Annotated in this window: 14 protein-coding genes; 11 read left to right on the top strand and 3 right to left on the bottom strand. The window is 70.2% G+C overall.

Annotation, left to right across the window (positions count from 1 at the left end; all coding sequences use genetic code 11):
- The first annotated feature begins 2 nt into the window (after positions 1–2).
- On the top strand, positions 3–503 hold the full coding sequence (gene ribH / locus ACGFIQ_RS20020) for a 6,7-dimethyl-8-ribityllumazine synthase (RefSeq protein WP_357069460.1): 501 nt from the start codon (positions 3–5) through the stop codon (positions 501–503).
- A 54-nt stretch (positions 504–557) separates the two neighbouring features.
- Here ribH and ACGFIQ_RS20015 read toward each other — a convergent pair whose 3' ends face one another.
- The 3 genes from ACGFIQ_RS20015 to ACGFIQ_RS20005 are packed head-to-tail and all read right to left on the bottom strand — an operon-like array spanning position 558 to position 3,006.
- Positions 558–1,301 (bottom strand): amino acid ABC transporter ATP-binding protein, encoded by a 744-nt coding sequence (locus ACGFIQ_RS20015; protein WP_393245590.1) that lies wholly within the window; start codon positions 1,299–1,301, stop codon positions 558–560.
- Positions 1,302–1,303: 2 nt separating this feature from the next.
- Positions 1,304–2,149 carry an amino acid ABC transporter permease gene (locus ACGFIQ_RS20010; RefSeq protein ID WP_393245588.1) on the bottom strand — a complete coding sequence of 282 codons (846 nt, stop codon included), beginning with the start codon at positions 2,147–2,149 and terminating at the stop codon, positions 1,304–1,306.
- Entirely contained in the window at positions 2,146–3,006 is an 861-nt protein-coding gene (locus ACGFIQ_RS20005) for an ABC transporter substrate-binding protein (protein ID WP_393245586.1), read from the bottom strand. Before ACGFIQ_RS20005 ends, ACGFIQ_RS20010 begins: the two co-directional genes overlap by 4 nt.
- A 135-nt stretch (positions 3,007–3,141) precedes the next feature.
- On the opposite strand from ACGFIQ_RS20005, the gene ACGFIQ_RS20000 reads away from it, so the two are divergent.
- From ACGFIQ_RS20000 to ACGFIQ_RS19955, 10 genes are all read left to right on the top strand, one after another.
- Positions 3,142–3,405 (top strand): phosphoribosyl-ATP diphosphatase, encoded by a 264-nt coding sequence (locus tag ACGFIQ_RS20000; RefSeq protein WP_088947482.1) that lies wholly within the window; start codon positions 3,142–3,144, stop codon positions 3,403–3,405.
- A gap of 49 nt (positions 3,406–3,454) precedes the next feature.
- The gene (hisG, locus tag ACGFIQ_RS19995) at positions 3,455–4,300 is read left to right on the top strand and encodes an ATP phosphoribosyltransferase (RefSeq protein ID WP_393245584.1); all 846 of its coding nucleotides are present in this window, start codon (positions 3,455–3,457) and stop codon (positions 4,298–4,300) included.
- 225 nt (positions 4,301–4,525) lie between these two features.
- Positions 4,526–4,999 carry a PH domain-containing protein gene (locus ACGFIQ_RS19990; protein ID WP_393245582.1) on the top strand — a complete coding sequence of 158 codons (474 nt, stop codon included), beginning with the start codon at positions 4,526–4,528 and terminating at the stop codon, positions 4,997–4,999.
- A 462-nt stretch (positions 5,000–5,461) separates the two neighbouring features.
- Positions 5,462–6,112: a translation initiation factor IF-3 gene (gene infC / locus ACGFIQ_RS19985; RefSeq protein ID WP_357069388.1), complete on the top strand. Its 651-nt coding sequence runs from the start codon at positions 5,462–5,464 to the stop codon at positions 6,110–6,112.
- 20 nt (positions 6,113–6,132) lie between these two features.
- Positions 6,133–6,327, top strand: coding sequence for a 50S ribosomal protein L35 (gene rpmI / locus ACGFIQ_RS19980; RefSeq protein WP_110566082.1), 195 nt, complete (start codon positions 6,133–6,135; stop codon positions 6,325–6,327).
- Positions 6,328–6,359: 32 nt separating this feature from the next.
- Positions 6,360–6,752 (top strand): 50S ribosomal protein L20, encoded by a 393-nt coding sequence (rplT, locus tag ACGFIQ_RS19975; RefSeq protein WP_007458417.1) that lies wholly within the window; start codon positions 6,360–6,362, stop codon positions 6,750–6,752.
- A gap of 83 nt (positions 6,753–6,835) precedes the next feature.
- Positions 6,836–7,633 carry a TrmH family RNA methyltransferase gene (locus tag ACGFIQ_RS19970; RefSeq protein WP_393245579.1) on the top strand — a complete coding sequence of 266 codons (798 nt, stop codon included), beginning with the start codon at positions 6,836–6,838 and terminating at the stop codon, positions 7,631–7,633.
- Between the two features lie 220 nt (positions 7,634–7,853).
- On the top strand, positions 7,854–8,921 hold the full coding sequence (pheS, locus tag ACGFIQ_RS19965) for a phenylalanine--tRNA ligase subunit alpha (protein WP_393245576.1): 1,068 nt from the start codon (positions 7,854–7,856) through the stop codon (positions 8,919–8,921).
- 40 nt (positions 8,922–8,961) lie between these two features.
- A complete protein-coding gene (pheT, locus tag ACGFIQ_RS19960) occupies positions 8,962–11,508 on the top strand; it encodes a phenylalanine--tRNA ligase subunit beta (protein WP_393245574.1) in 2,547 nt (848 codons plus the stop codon).
- Between the two features lie 1,080 nt (positions 11,509–12,588).
- A complete protein-coding gene (locus tag ACGFIQ_RS19955; protein WP_393245572.1) occupies positions 12,589–13,800 on the top strand; it encodes a hypothetical protein in 1,212 nt (403 codons plus the stop codon).
- Positions 13,801–13,846 lie beyond the last annotated feature (46 nt).

Raw genomic sequence — 13,846 nt, 5'->3', positions numbered from 1 at the left:
CGATGGCGGGTTTCGGGGAGCCGGGAGTCGACGCGGTGGACGCCGCGGGGCTGACCGTCGGGGTCGTCGCCGCCCGGTGGCACGGTGACCTGACCGACCACATGCTGGAGCGGGCGGTGGCCGCCGCCGAGGCGTGCGGGGCGCGTTCCGTCGTGGCCCGCGTCGCCGGTTCGGTCGAGCTGCCGGTGGTGGCCCAGGCCCTCGCGCGCCGTTGTGACGTGGTGGTCGCTCTCGGCGTGGTGGTTCGTGGCTCGACCGCCCACTTCGACTACGTGTGCCGCTCGGTCACCGACGGGCTGACCCGGGTGGCGTTGGACGAGGGCAAGCCGGTGGCGCACGGGGTGCTGACTGTGGAGACCATCGAGCAGGCCCGCGACCGGGCCGGTCTGCCCGGCTCGGCCGAGGACAAGGGCTGGGCCGCCACGGTGGCCGCGCTCGACGCCGCGCTTGCCGTGCGCGCGGTGGCGGCGGGCAACGCCCAGCGGGTCGGCTTCGGCGGCTGACGCCGCTGCCGGCGCGGTCGGCTGCCGGCTCCGGTCGGCTCTGCGGGCTCGCCTTCAGAGCCGACCGGCCTCGATGATCCGGTGGAGGAACTGCCGGGTGCGGGGCTGGGTCGGCTCGCCGAGCACCTGCTCCGGTGGCCCGCTCTCGACGACCCGCCCGGCGTCGAGGAAGCAGACCAGGTCGGCGACCTCCCGGGCGAAGCCCATCTCGTGGGTGGCCAGCACCATGGTCATGCCGTCGGCCTTCAGGTCCCGGATCATCGCCAGCACCTCACCGACGAGTTCCGGGTCCAGCGCGGAGGTGACCTCGTCGAGCAGCATCAGTCGAGGTGAGTTGGCCAGCGCCCGGACGATCGCCACCCGTTGCTGTTGCCCACCGGAGAGCCGGTCCGGGTAGGCGTCCGCCCGGGCGCCGAGCCCCACCCGGTCGAGCAACTCCCGGGCCTGCGCCTCCGCCTCCGCCCGACCCCGCCGGTGTACGCGGCGCGGCGCCAGGGTGATGTTGTCCAGGACGCTCAGGTGCGGAAAGAGGTTGTACGCCTGGAACACCATGCCGATCCGCCGCCGGACCCGGTCCGGGTCCACCCGGGGGTCGGAGATGTCCTCCCCGTCCAACTCGATGGTGCCGTCATCGAGGTCGTCCAGCAGGTTCACGCAGCGCAGCAGCGTCGACTTGCCCGACCCGGACGCGCCGATCAGGGCCACCACCTGGTGCTCGGCGACGGTCAGGTCGAGTTGGTCGAGCACGACGGTGCCCGCGAACTCCTTGCGCAGGCCCCGGCAGCGCAGCAGAGCCATGGTCAGCCTCCCGACTGTCGGCGTGCCGCGCGCAGCGTCACCCAGTCGGTGACCGCGATCAGCGGGATCGCGAGCAGCACGAAGAGCACGCCCGCCACCACGTACGGCGTGTAGTTGAAGGTCTGGGCGGTGGCGATCTGCGCGGCGCGGACCGCGTCGATCGGCCCCGCGAGGGAGACCAGCCCGACGTCCTTCTGCAACGCCACCACGTCGTTGAGCAGCGGCGGCGCCACCCGGCGGACGGCCTGCGGCAGGACCACGTGCCGCATCGTCTGCCGGTGGGTCAGGCCCAACGAGCGGGCCGCCGCGAGCTGGCTGGGATGCACCGACTCGATGCCGGCCCGGAACACCTCGGCGAGGTAACCGCCGTAGGTGAGAACCAGCGCGATCCCACCCAGCACCAGCACCGGCGGCATGCCCTGCAACCGCAACCCCGGCACACCGAGGGTGAGCAGGTACAGCACGATGATCAGCGGCAGGCCGCGGAAGGTGTAGGTGTAGCCGGCGGCCAGCGCCCGGACCGGGAAGAAGACCGGGCCGCGCAGCGTCCGCAACACCGCGATCACCAGCCCGAGCGCCAGCGCGCCGACCGCACAGCAGACCAGCAGCCGGACGTTGAGCCAGAGCCCGCTCAGCACCGCAGGCAGCGCGTCGGAGGCGATCGCCGGGTCCAGGAACGACCGCCGGACCCGCTCCCAGCCAGGCGCGCCGGTCACCGCGACGACGAGCAGCGTGCCGAGAGCCGCCGTGGAGCAGGCCGCGACCAGCACGCTGTAGACGGTCTGCCGATTCCGGTACGCCGACCGCCGCCGCTGCGCCTCGGAGGGAACGTGATCGAGCAGGGTCACCGCAGCTCGGCCGCCCCCGCCACCTGCGCGAGCCACTTCTGCTCCAACTGCTTCAGTGTGCCCGCCTCGGTGAGCTGACCGACCGCGCCGGTCACGCACTTGGTCAGCGGCGAGTTCTTGTCCAGCAGCAGCCCGAAGGCCTCGGGTGAGCCCACCTGCGGCACCTGCCCGACGACCGTCGCGTCGGTGATCTCCGCGCCGGTGATGTAGAACGCGGTCGGCAGGTCCACCACCAGACCGTCGATCTGCCCGTTCTGCAGGGCCTTCTTGGCGTCGTCGTTGCTGTTGTAGACCTGTGGCGCTCTGGTCGGCTTGAGTACCTCGGTGATCGCCTGGTAGCTGGTGGTGCCGACCTGGGCGCCGAGCCGGGCGTCCCGAAGGTCGGCCAACGACTTCTTGCCGGCGATCTTCGAGGACTTCAACGCGATCACGGTCTGCCGGACCAGGTAGTACGGTGCGGAGAAGTCGACAGCCTGCTTACGCTCCTCGGTGATGGAGAACTGGTTGATGTCGAAGTCGAAGTCCTTCGGCCCGGGTGCGATCGCGGTGTCGAACTTGACCCGGGTCCACGTGACATCGGCGCGGGAGTAGCCGAGCTTCTCGGCCACCGCGTACGCGACGGCGGATTCGAAGCCCTCGCCGCTGTCCGGCTTGTCCTTGGCGAACCACGGCTCGTACGCGGGCTGGTCGGTGGCGATGGTGAGCTTGCCCGGCGTACGCGTGGGCAGGCTGTCCTTGGCGCAGGACAGCCCCGCGGTGACAGTGGGGGTTGGTAGCTCCTTCTGGGGCGCGCACCCGGCGGCGACGACGGCGGCACCGGCGAGGGTGAGCGCGAGGAGACGTGAGCTGCTGGCCATGGCCGACAGCGTAGAGGTATCGACAGGTCTGCTTGGAGTTTTGTCCCCCCATGTTGATAGGGAATTGTCCGCTTGCTGGATTTCGGCGGACCCGGACGCGGGGCGTCGCCCCGGCGGCTGGAAGAATCGTGTCCCGTGAAGACGTTCGAGGAGTTGTTCGCCGAGCTGCAGGCCAAGGCCGCCGCCGGCACCCCGGGCTCGGGCACCGTCGCCGCCCTGGAAAAGGGCGTGCACTTCATCGGCAAGAAGGTCGTCGAGGAGGCGGCCGAGTCGTGGATGGCCGCCGAGCACGAGGGGCCGGAGCGCACCGCCGAGGAGATCTCCCAACTGCTCTACCAGGTCCAGGTGCTCATGCTCGCCAGTGGTCTCGACCTCAAGGACGTCTACCGACATCTGTGAGTGCATCCCCACCCGTTGATCGCCATCCGGATCGAAGGAGCACTCCGTCATGCTGCGTGTCGCCATCCCCAACAAGGGCACCCTGGCCGAACCGGCCGCCCAGATGCTGCGCGAGGCGGGCTACCGCCAGCGCACCGACCCCAAGGACCTCGTCTGCCGCGACGAGGCCAACGACGTCGAATTCTTCTACCTGCGCCCCAAGGACATCGCCACCTACGTCGGGTCCGGTGACCTCGACCTCGGGATCACCGGCCGGGACCTGCTGATCGACTCGGCCGCGCCGGCCGAGGAGGTCGTCGACCTCGCCTTCGGGCAGGCCACCTTCCGCTTCGCCGCCCGCCCCGACGACATCGCCTCCGTGCGGGAGCTGGGCGGGCACCGGATCGCCACCGCGTACCCGGGGCTGGTCGAGCGGCACCTCGGCGAGGCGGGCGTCAAGGCCGACGTGATCCGCCTCGACGGCGCGGTGGAGAACGCCGTACGCCTCGGCGTCGCCGACGTGATCGCGGACGTGGTGGAGACCGGCGCCACCCTGCGTCAGGCGGGCCTGACGGTCTTCGGCGAGCCGCTGCTGCGCTCCTCGGCGGTGCTGGTCCGCCGCGCCGCCGCCCCGGCCCACCCGCAGTCCGAGCAGCTGCTGCGCCGCCTGCACGGTGTGCTGGTCGCCCGCCGCTACGTGATGCTCGCCTACGACGTGCCGGCCGGTCTGCTGGAACGGGCCAGCGGGCTCACCCCGGGCATCGAGTCGCCCACCGTGTCGCCGCTGCACCGCGAGGGGTGGGTGGCGGTGCAGGCGATGGTGCTCCGCGACGACGTCCACCGCATCATGGACGAGCTGTACGAGCTGGGCGCCCGCGCCATCCTCGTCACCAACATCCACGCCTGCCGCCTCTGACCGCACATCCCGCTTGATCAACTCGGTTTCGTGAAAACGGGGGTGTCCGCGCGTCAGGGACACCCCCGTTTCCTGAAGCCCGAGTGGATCTGTGGCGCTGCGCTGGCGCTGGCGCGGGGCGGAAGCGCGGAACCTCCGACGGCCGTGCCGGCCTGGGGTCAGCTCGGGGTGGTGGCTCGGCGGGTGGTGCGTTCGATGACCGAGCGCGGATGGCAGACTGGTGGGGTGAGTGAAACCGAGCTGGTCCGCCTGAAGCCCCGCCGCATCCGCGTGGTCTGCTGGTCGGCAGCGGCTGCCCTGGTGGTGGTGTTCGCTCTGGTCGCCACGTCGCTCAGTGGCCCGACCGGCGATGGTTACGGCAGCTTCCAGCGCGGCGACCAGGTCGCCATGATCGGCCTCGGCGTCTTCGGTGCTCTGGGCTTCCTGCTGTTCACCCGTCCTCGGGTGGAGGCGGACGCGCGGAGCATCCGGGTCCGTAACGTCGTCAGCTCCTACGAGCTGCCCTGGGAGGTCGTCCGGGGCGTCCGCTTCGACCGGGGCGCGCCGTGGGCCAGCCTGGAGTTGCACGACGACGACCTGCTGCCGATGATCGCCCTGCAGGCCGCCGACAAGGAGTTCGCCGTCGACGGGGTCCGCGCGCTGCGCCGCCTGCACCAGGCCCACCAGGCCCACCTCGCCGAGCGCGCCACGCGTCACTGACCCCGGTCACCCCGCCCTTTGCCCGGCCCGCGCGGTCACCGCGCCAGGGTCGTCGACCGCGTTGGGCCGCCGACCCGCCGCCTCACTCCGCCCCCGCGAGCGAGCCTGCGGGTGGCGGGTGCGGAGGCCCAGCATGGGTGGGGTGTGCCCGGTTTGGGGGCGGTCGGGGCGCGGGTGTAGTGTTATCGAGTCGACCAGGCTGTCTCCGCATGCGAGCAGGCAGCCTTGAAAGCGGAGCGCCTGCTCCCACCCGAGTCACCGCTACGGTGGCCGGGTCCGGTCACCGGTTCCGGGCACGTCCCGGCGTCGGATGAGCGATCCTGTGATCGTGCTGACCGGTCGAGCGGGCCCTGGCATGCGCCGGGGCCTTCTGCTTTCCAGGTTGGTTCCCACCTGGGAGCCGCGGGGGTCGGCACCTGAGCAGAAACGACTCGAGGAGGCCCCATCAGCGTCGAACCACGCGTGAACGAGCAGATCCGGGCACGTGAGGTCCGACTGGTCGGCCCCGAGGGTGAGCAGGTGGGCATCGTCCCGCTGGAGCGCGCCCTTCAGCTGGCCGCGGACGTCGATCTGGACCTGGTCGAGGTTGCGCCGATGGCGCGCCCGCCGGTGTGCAAGCTCATGGACTTCGGCAAGTTCAAGTATGAGAGCGCACTCAAGGCGCGCGAAGCGCGGCGTAACCAGCAGCAGACCGTCATCAAGGAAATGAAGCTTCGGCCGAAGATCGACCCGCACGACTACGAGACCAAGAAGGGTCACGTGGTGCGGTTCCTCAAGGCGGGCGACAAGGTCAAGGTGACGATCATGTTCCGCGGTCGCGAGCAGAGCCGCCCGGAGCTGGGTTACCGGCTCCTGCGCCGGCTCGAATCCGAGATCACGGACCTGGGATACGTCGAGGCCGCTCCCAAGCAGGACGGCCGAAACATGATCATGGTTCTCGCTCCGCACCGGGCCGTCAAGGCCTCCGCGGTTGCCGCTACGGCGTCCCGCGGTGGGCCTCGGGACCGGGCAGCGGACGAGTCCGCCGCTCCGGCAGCCGATGAGACCGCGGCGGTCAGCGAGACCGCAGCAGCCGGTAACACCGGCCTCGCCGCCGACACCAGCGGCGAGTAACAGGGGAGAAGACGTTCCACATGCCGAAGATGAAGAGCCACACGGGTATGGGCAAGCGGGTCAAGGTGACCGGCCGTGGCAAGATCGTGGCCGAGCAGGCCGGCAAGCGCCACCTGTTGGAAGGTAAGTCTTCCACCCGTACCCGCCGGTTGACCGGCACGGTCGAGGTGGCCAAGGCCGATGTCAAGCGCATCAAGAAGCTGCTCGGCCGCTGACGCGCGCCACCTTTACGTTTTAAGGAGTTGAGATGGCACGCGTCAAGCGGGCTGTAAACGCCCAGAAGAAGCGTCGTACCCTGCTGGAGACCGCGAGCGGTTACCGCGGTCAGCGCTCCCGGCTGTACCGCAAGGCCAAGGAGCAGGTGCTGCACTCGATGCAGTACGCCTACCGGGACCGTCGCGACCGCAAGGGCGACTTCCGGCAGCTGTGGATTCAGCGGATCAACGCGGGCGCCCGGGCGAACGGGATGACCTACAACCGCCTGATCCAGGGCCTGCGTCTGGCTGGCATCGAGGTCGACCGCAAGATCCTGGCCGACATGGCCGTCAACGACGCCGCCTCCTTCGCGGCGATCGTCGAGCTGGCCCGGGCCGCGGTCACGGCCGAGGGCACCGGCGGCGCGGCGGCTCAGGCCGCCTGATCCCCACGCACCAGAGCGAGGCGTCTCCCGTGTCGGCACCGCCGTCCGGGGGGCGCCTCAATCGTGCCGGAGGAGCCCACACCATGGCTTTCACCCCGCGTACCCCCAGGGTTGTCGCCGCCCGCCGGTTGCAGCGCCGCCGCGACCGCGACGCGACCGGCCGATTCCTGGCCGAGGGACCACAGGCGGTCCGCGAGGCCCTCGCGCGGCCGGGGGTGGTCACCGAGTTGTTCGGTACGCCCGCCGCGCTCGACAGGTATCCGGAGCTGGCCGCCACGGCGGCCCACGCCGACGTGCCCGTCTCCGAGGTGACCGACGACGCGATCGCGGTGTTGACCGAGACCGTCGCCCCGCAGGGGCTGGTGGCGGTCTGCCGGCACCTGGACGTGTCGCTTCAGCAGGCCCTCGCGGGCGCGCCCCGGCTGGTGGCGGTGCTCGCCGAGATCCGCGACCCGGGTAACGCCGGCACGGTGCTGCGCACCGCCGACGCGGCCGGGGCGGGTGCGGTGGTCTTCGCCGGCGACGCCGTCGACCCGTACAACGGCAAGTGTGTGCGGGCCTCGGCCGGCAGCCTCTTCCACGTCGACGTGGTCCGCGCGCCGGACCCGGTCACGGTGGTCGACGCGCTGCGCGCCGCCGGGCTGTCGATCTTCGCCACCACCGGGTACGGCGACAGCGACCTGGACGACCTGACCGACTACGGTCGGCTCGTCGGGCCCACCGCCTGGCTGTTCGGCTCGGAGGCGCACGGGTTGCCCGAGGAGTTGACCGCCGCCGCCGACGCCCGGGTGCGGGTGCCGCTGTACGGGCGCGCGGAGAGCCTCAACCTGGCTGCCGCGGCGGCGGTGTGCCTGTACGCTTCAGCGAGAGCACAGCGCTGATGGTGATCGTGCCCGGCGCGACTGACAGCAGGGGAGAGCGTCCGTCCATGAACGCGCAACGGCGTTCGTTTAGCCAGCCCGCCGGTGTCGGCGGGCGGCGGGCCTGACCTGCTTCCTGCACGGACTCCTACCGGCGGGCTGCGGCACAGCCGCGCGTCCGTAGACTCGCTTAGCCGCCCCGCTGAGGGCTGGCGCCGCCGTGAGGGAGTGCCCGTACGCCATGAGCTACCGCAACGATCCGTACGACCCGAAGCAGGTCGCCCTGCTCGACCCCGCCGCCCTGGCCGAGGCCGTCGCGGACGCCACGAAGGCGTTCGAGGCCGCCGCCGACCCGGACGCGCTGACCGCGCTGCGTCCGGTGCACCTGGGGGACCGGTCCCCGGTCTCGCTCGCGCGCCGGGAGATCGGCGCGTTGCCGCCGGCCGCGAAGTCCGACGCGGGTAAGCGGGTCAACGAGGCCCGCCGGGCGATCGAGACCGCGTACGCCGAGCGCGCCGAGGTGGTGGAGCGCGAGCAGGCCGAGCGGGTGCTGGTGGAGGAGCGGGTGGACGTCACCCTGCCCTACGACAGGCGTCCGCGGGGGGCCCGGCACCCGTTGAGCGTCCTGATGGAGTCGATAAGCGACCTGTTCGTCGGGATGGGCTACGAGGTGGCCGAGGGGCCCGAGGTCGACCTGGAGTGGGTCAACTTCGACGCGTTGAACATCCCCGCCGACCACCCGGCGCGCGGGTTGATGGACACGTTCCACATCGCACCGGAGGGCTCGGGCCTTGTTCTCCGAACGCACACCTCCACCGTGCAGACCCGCACCATGCTCAGCCGCAAGCCGCCGATCTACGTGATCGTGCCCGGTCGCGTCTACCGCACCGACGAGATCGACGCCACCCACAGCCCGGTGTTCCACCAGGCCGAGGGCCTGGTGGTGGACAAGGGCATCACGATGGCGCACCTGCGGGGCACGCTCGACCACTTCGCCCGGGCGATGTTCGGCCCGGAGGCGAAGACCCGGTGGCGGCCACACTACTTCCCGTTCACCGAGCCGTCGGCGGAGTTCGACGTGTGGTTCCCGGAGCACCGCGACGGCCCGCAGTGGGTCGAGTGGGGTGGCTGCGGCATGGTCAACCCGCGGGTGCTGCGCGCCTGCGGCGTCGACCCGGAGGTCTACTCCGGGTTCGCGTTCGGGATGGGCATCGACCGGACCCTGATGGTCCGGCACGGGGTCAGCGACATCCGCCATCTCTTCGAGGGCGACGTGCGGTTCAGCCGGGCGCTCGGGGCCGGGGCGTAGGCGATGCGGGTACGAGACACGGGAACGGTGGTCTGACGTCATGCGAGTTTCTGTCAGTTGGCTGCGGGAGTACGTCGACCTCCCCGCCGACCTGCCCACCGGTGACCTGGAGCAGGCCCTGGTCGACCTCGGCATCGAGGTCGAGTCCGTGGTGGACCTGGCCGAGACCGTCACCGGTCAGCTCGTCGTCGGTGAGGTCCGCGAGATCGAGGAGCTCACCGGCTTCAAGAAGCCGATCCGGTTCTGCCGGGTCGACGTGGGTGCCGCCAACGGCACCGGCGAGCCGCAGGAGATCGTCTGCGGTGCGCGTAACTTCGCCGTGGGCGACCGGGTGGTGGTGATCCTGCCCGGTGGTGTGCTGCCCGGCGGCTTCGCCATCGGCGCCCGCAAGACGTACGGGCACAACTCGGCGGGCATGATCTGCTCGGCCAAGGAACTGGGCCTGGGCGACGACCACTCCGGCATCATCGTGCTGGGGCCGGACGTGACGGCCAAGCCGGGTGACGACGCGCGCCCGGTGGTCGGCCTGGACGACGTCGTGCTCGATCTGGAGATCACCCCCGACCGGGGGTACGCGCTGAGCCTGCGCGGCCTGGCCCGGGAGCTGTCGCACGCGTTCGAGGTGCCGTTGCGCGACCCGGCCCTGACGCCGGCACCGGGCGGCACCGAGACGCCCGCGTACCCGGTGGAGGTCCGCGACACGGTCGGCTGCGACCGGTACGCCGCCCGCCTGGTCCGCGGGGTCGACCCGACCGCGCCCACCCCGTCGTGGATGGCCCAGCGGCTCGTCACCGCCGGCATCCGCAGCATCTCGCTGCCCGTCGACATCACCAACTACGTGATGCTGGAGCTGGGCCAGCCGATGCACGCCTTCGACGCCGACCGGATCGCCGGGCCACTTGTGGTTCGTCGCGCCGAGGCGGGGGAGAAGCTGACCACCCTGGACGGCGTCAGCCGGGTGCTGACGGCCGACGACATGGTGATCTGTGATGACACCGGTCCGATCTCCCTCGCGGCGGTGATGGGCGGCGAGACCAGCGAGGTCGTCGCCGACACCAGGAACGTGCTGTTCGAGGCCGCGCACTGGGACCCGGCGATGGTCGGGCGCACCGCCCGCCGGCACAAGCTGTTCAGCGAGGCCGCGAAGCGCTGGGAGCGGGGCGTGGACCCGGCCGTGGCGCTCGTCGCGTTGGAGCGGGCCGTGCGGCTGCTCACCGAGCACGGCGGGGGCACGCCGGGCGCGGAGGTCCTGGACATCGACCACGTCCGGCCGCGTACCCCGATCAGCCTTCCGGCGGACCTGCCGACCCGGCGGGTCGGCGTCGAGTACCCGCCGGCGCGGGTGGTCGCCCTGCTGGAGCGGGTCGGCTGCACCGTCGCCCAGGGCGCGGACCGGTTGTCCGAGGACCCGGGCGCGGTCGGCGTGGCCAGCGGCGTCGGCGTGACGCTGAGCGTCACCCCGCCGACCTGGCGTCCCGACCTGACCGACCCGGCCGACCTGGTCGAGGAGGTGGTTCGGCTCGACGGGTACGACAAGGTGCCGGCGGTGCTGCCGACCGCACCCCCCGGCCGCGGGTTGACCCCGCGGCAGCGTCGGCGCCGGGCGGTCGCCGACTCGCTGGCCGAGCGGGGGTACGTGGAGGTGCTCGCGCACCCGTTCGTGTCGCCGGAGCTGGCCGACCAGCTCGGCCTGCCGACCGACGACCCGCGCCGGCCGGCGGTGCGGCTGGCCAACCCGCTGTCGGAGGAGGAGCCGCTGCTGCGCACCACGCTGCTCGGCCCGCTGCTCGGCATCCTCAAGCGCAACCTCGGCCGGGGTCACCGCGACCTCGCCCTCTACGAGATCGGCGCGGTCTTCCACCCGCGCCTCGGCGCCGGCAGCCCGCCCGCGATGGGCGTGGACCGGCGCCCCACCGACGAGGAGTTCGCCGCCGCCGACGCGGTCGTGCCGGCGCAGCCGGTGCACGTCGCGGTGGTGCTCGCCGGCGACCTGGACCCGGCCGGCTGGTGGGGTGTGGGCCGTCAGGCCGGCTGGGCGGACGCGATCGAGGCGGCGCGTGACGTGCTGGCCGCCGCCGGGATCCCCGACGAGCGGGTGGAGGTGCGCGCGGCCGAGTACGCGCCGTGGCACCCGGGCCGCTGCGCCGAGCTGCGAGTCGACGGCGCGGTCGTCGGGCACGCCGGTGAGCTGCACCCGGTGGTGGTGGCGGCGCTGGAGCTGCCCCGACGCACCTGCGCGATGGAGCTGGACCTGGACGCGTTGCCGGCAACCCCGGTGACGCCCGCGCCGACGGTGTCCGGCTTCCCGCCGGCGCTCATCGACGTGGCCCTGGTGGTGGACGAGTCGGTGCCGGCGGAGCAGGTGCGCCGGGCACTGGAGGCGGGCGCCGGTGCGCTGCTGGAGGACGTGCGGCTGTTCGATGTCTACTCCGGCGCGCAGCTCGGTGCGGGTCGCCGGTCGTTGGCGTACAAGCTGACGTTCCGGGCCCCGGACCGGACGCTGACCGTCGAGGAGGCGGTGGCGGCCCGGGACGCGGCGGTCGCCGTCGCTGCGGAGCGTCTCGGCGCGACCCTGCGCGGCGCGTAACCGGCCCGGCCCGGCCCGCGATCTCTTAATCCGCGGGTTCGGGGTTCGAGTCCCTGGCGGCGCACCAACGATCAAGGCCCTGACCTGGTGGTTCACACCGGGTCGGGGCCTTCTTCGTGTCTGCTGGCGGGTGGTGGTGGCTCGGTGGGTGCTCGGGAGCCGATGGACCGGGGTGGTTCCGGTGGGACGCGCTGGGGTGTCGCGGACGCTGGTCGGTGACTGCCGTTGCGGGGTCTGGTCGGGGCTGGAGCTGTCGGTGATTCCCGGGTTGACTTGTCGTGGCTCCGAGTCGGCTCGTGGTGGTGCCCGGACGGGCCTGGCTCCCCCGGGGCGGGCCGATCGTGGCGGGGCGCGGTATGCCGGTTTGAGTCTTTCGTCATCGACTCTTCGGCTGATTCGATGAACAGTGATCATGAAAACGTCTCACAAACCCTGTTTTGAGGGTGTGGGACTTCCGGGTGCCGCCGCGCCAGCGGGCTGGTGGGTGTCGACGGGGTGCGGGATCATCGATGGGTGGCCGGTGGTCGTGAGCTGACACCGCGGCGGTGGAGGATCCTGTCGTTCCTGGCGTTGCACGGGATGGCGACCACGAGTGGCGTCGCGATGGTGGCGGGAGTGCCGCGGTTGACCGCGCACCGGGACCTCACCTGGCTGCACGCGCCTGAGCTGGTGGGCCGGGAGCGGTCGGCGGAGCACCAGGCGCATGCCTGGCGGTTTCGGATCACGGGAGGGGTACTGACCTGCTCGGCCGTGACCTCGTCTCGTTGGGGCGGCCGGTGCCGTTGCGTCTAGGCCAGCGGGGCTGGGGTGCGGCGCACTACCTGCTGTTCCTGCCGCTGCTGGAGGCTTCACGCCAGAATCTGGGCCGGTGTGGGTTGTTCCAGTGGTTGAAGGCGTTGGACACGTCGGTATGGCTGCGGGAGCGGGGTCTGGCGCACCTACGTGCTGACGGGTACGGGGTGCGGCTTGAAGACGGCCGATGCGTGCGGTTCCTCCTGAAACAATCCATTGCGCGACTCTAGAGCCTAAAGACTGCATCGGGTAAAATGCGGCGCTACAGCGAACAGGGGGCGTTGCGGCATGAGGATCGCATTCAACTTCTCAGAGAGTCGCGTCTGCAGTGACGCCTGGTCAAAACAGCGGGAGTTGGAAAAGGTCCTGATTGGTCATTTGATCGAAACGGTTCCGGCTCACAGGCGACATTTCCGCATCTTGGCCGGTTCGGTGCCTGGCCATCGGCTTTACGATATGCCTTCTGTCGACCTGCTTAGGGCTGCCAAAACCCTCGCCTATCACCTTGTAACGGCGGAGGGGTCTGGAACTTGGCGAACAGTCGATAAAGTGAGCGCTTACGAGAACTCGCTTATGCAGAACGACCTGCTCGCCTTAGTGGTGGAGGGTGTTTCTTATCATGACGCGAGCCGCATCGATAAGGAACTCAACCATCTCGACGGCTACCTCGGAGCTCTTCAGGTGCAGTTGACCTCGGAGGCGCACTTCAGCTTTTACACCGACGCCTTGCCTTACCGCTACAGATTGCATGAATCTTCGCTCTGGGTGCTTCACGGCGCAGAATATGACCCGGCGGAATCCGGAGAGGATAATCGGAATCATGAATTACTCGGCGACATCGCTCAGCATTTCAGGGGCGGACCGATTAAGACGGTGGAGTTCCAGAGTATCGGCATGCGGGACACCGTCTTCGACCCCTATGGGGGATTTGACTACGCGGAGGCTGAAGGGCGCACAGAGGCAATGCTCCTAGCCTATCACGGGGCCATGGTAGATGACCTGCTCATTCGTCTGCGTGAAGCGGATCCTCAGCTGATTCAAGCTCTCCACGCGGCGTTTGAAGCTCTCGATCAACATGACAGTATTGAACAGCGCTCGCATGTTGCCTTATCCAGCCGCCGATTCCTCGAGCGGCTAGCGAACGTCCTATATCCGCCGACCGGCAACGCGACGGGCGAACGGAAACTCGGAAAGGCGCAGTATCGGAACCGCTTGTGGAAGTATGCCGAGGAGCGACTTGAGGTCGATGAGCGAGCCAAGGTTGCACTGGCCTCGCTGCAGCATGTAGGAAGCCGGATCGATGCACTAGACAAAGCGGCAAACAAGGGCGTTCACGACGATGTGGAGACGTTCGAGATGCACCGTCTGGTAATGGGCGTCTTCCTTCTCGCGCACGATCTACTGACCCTTAGGTCGCCGGACGGCCGTGCCGCAGAATCCTATGCCTCAAAAATAGAGAAAGAGATGTTCAAGATGCTACGAGATGTTTCCGAAGGCTAGATATTCAGCACCCCCCATCCATCCTGAGGAGCTTTTTGGAATGCGT

It is taken from the genome of Micromonospora sp. NPDC048898 (assembly GCF_043198035.1).
In the GTDB taxonomy this organism is placed as follows: Bacteria; Actinomycetota; Actinomycetes; order Mycobacteriales; family Micromonosporaceae; genus Micromonospora.
Note: the sequence above shows the minus strand (reverse complement) of the source record. Positions and strands in the feature narration are given on the sequence as shown.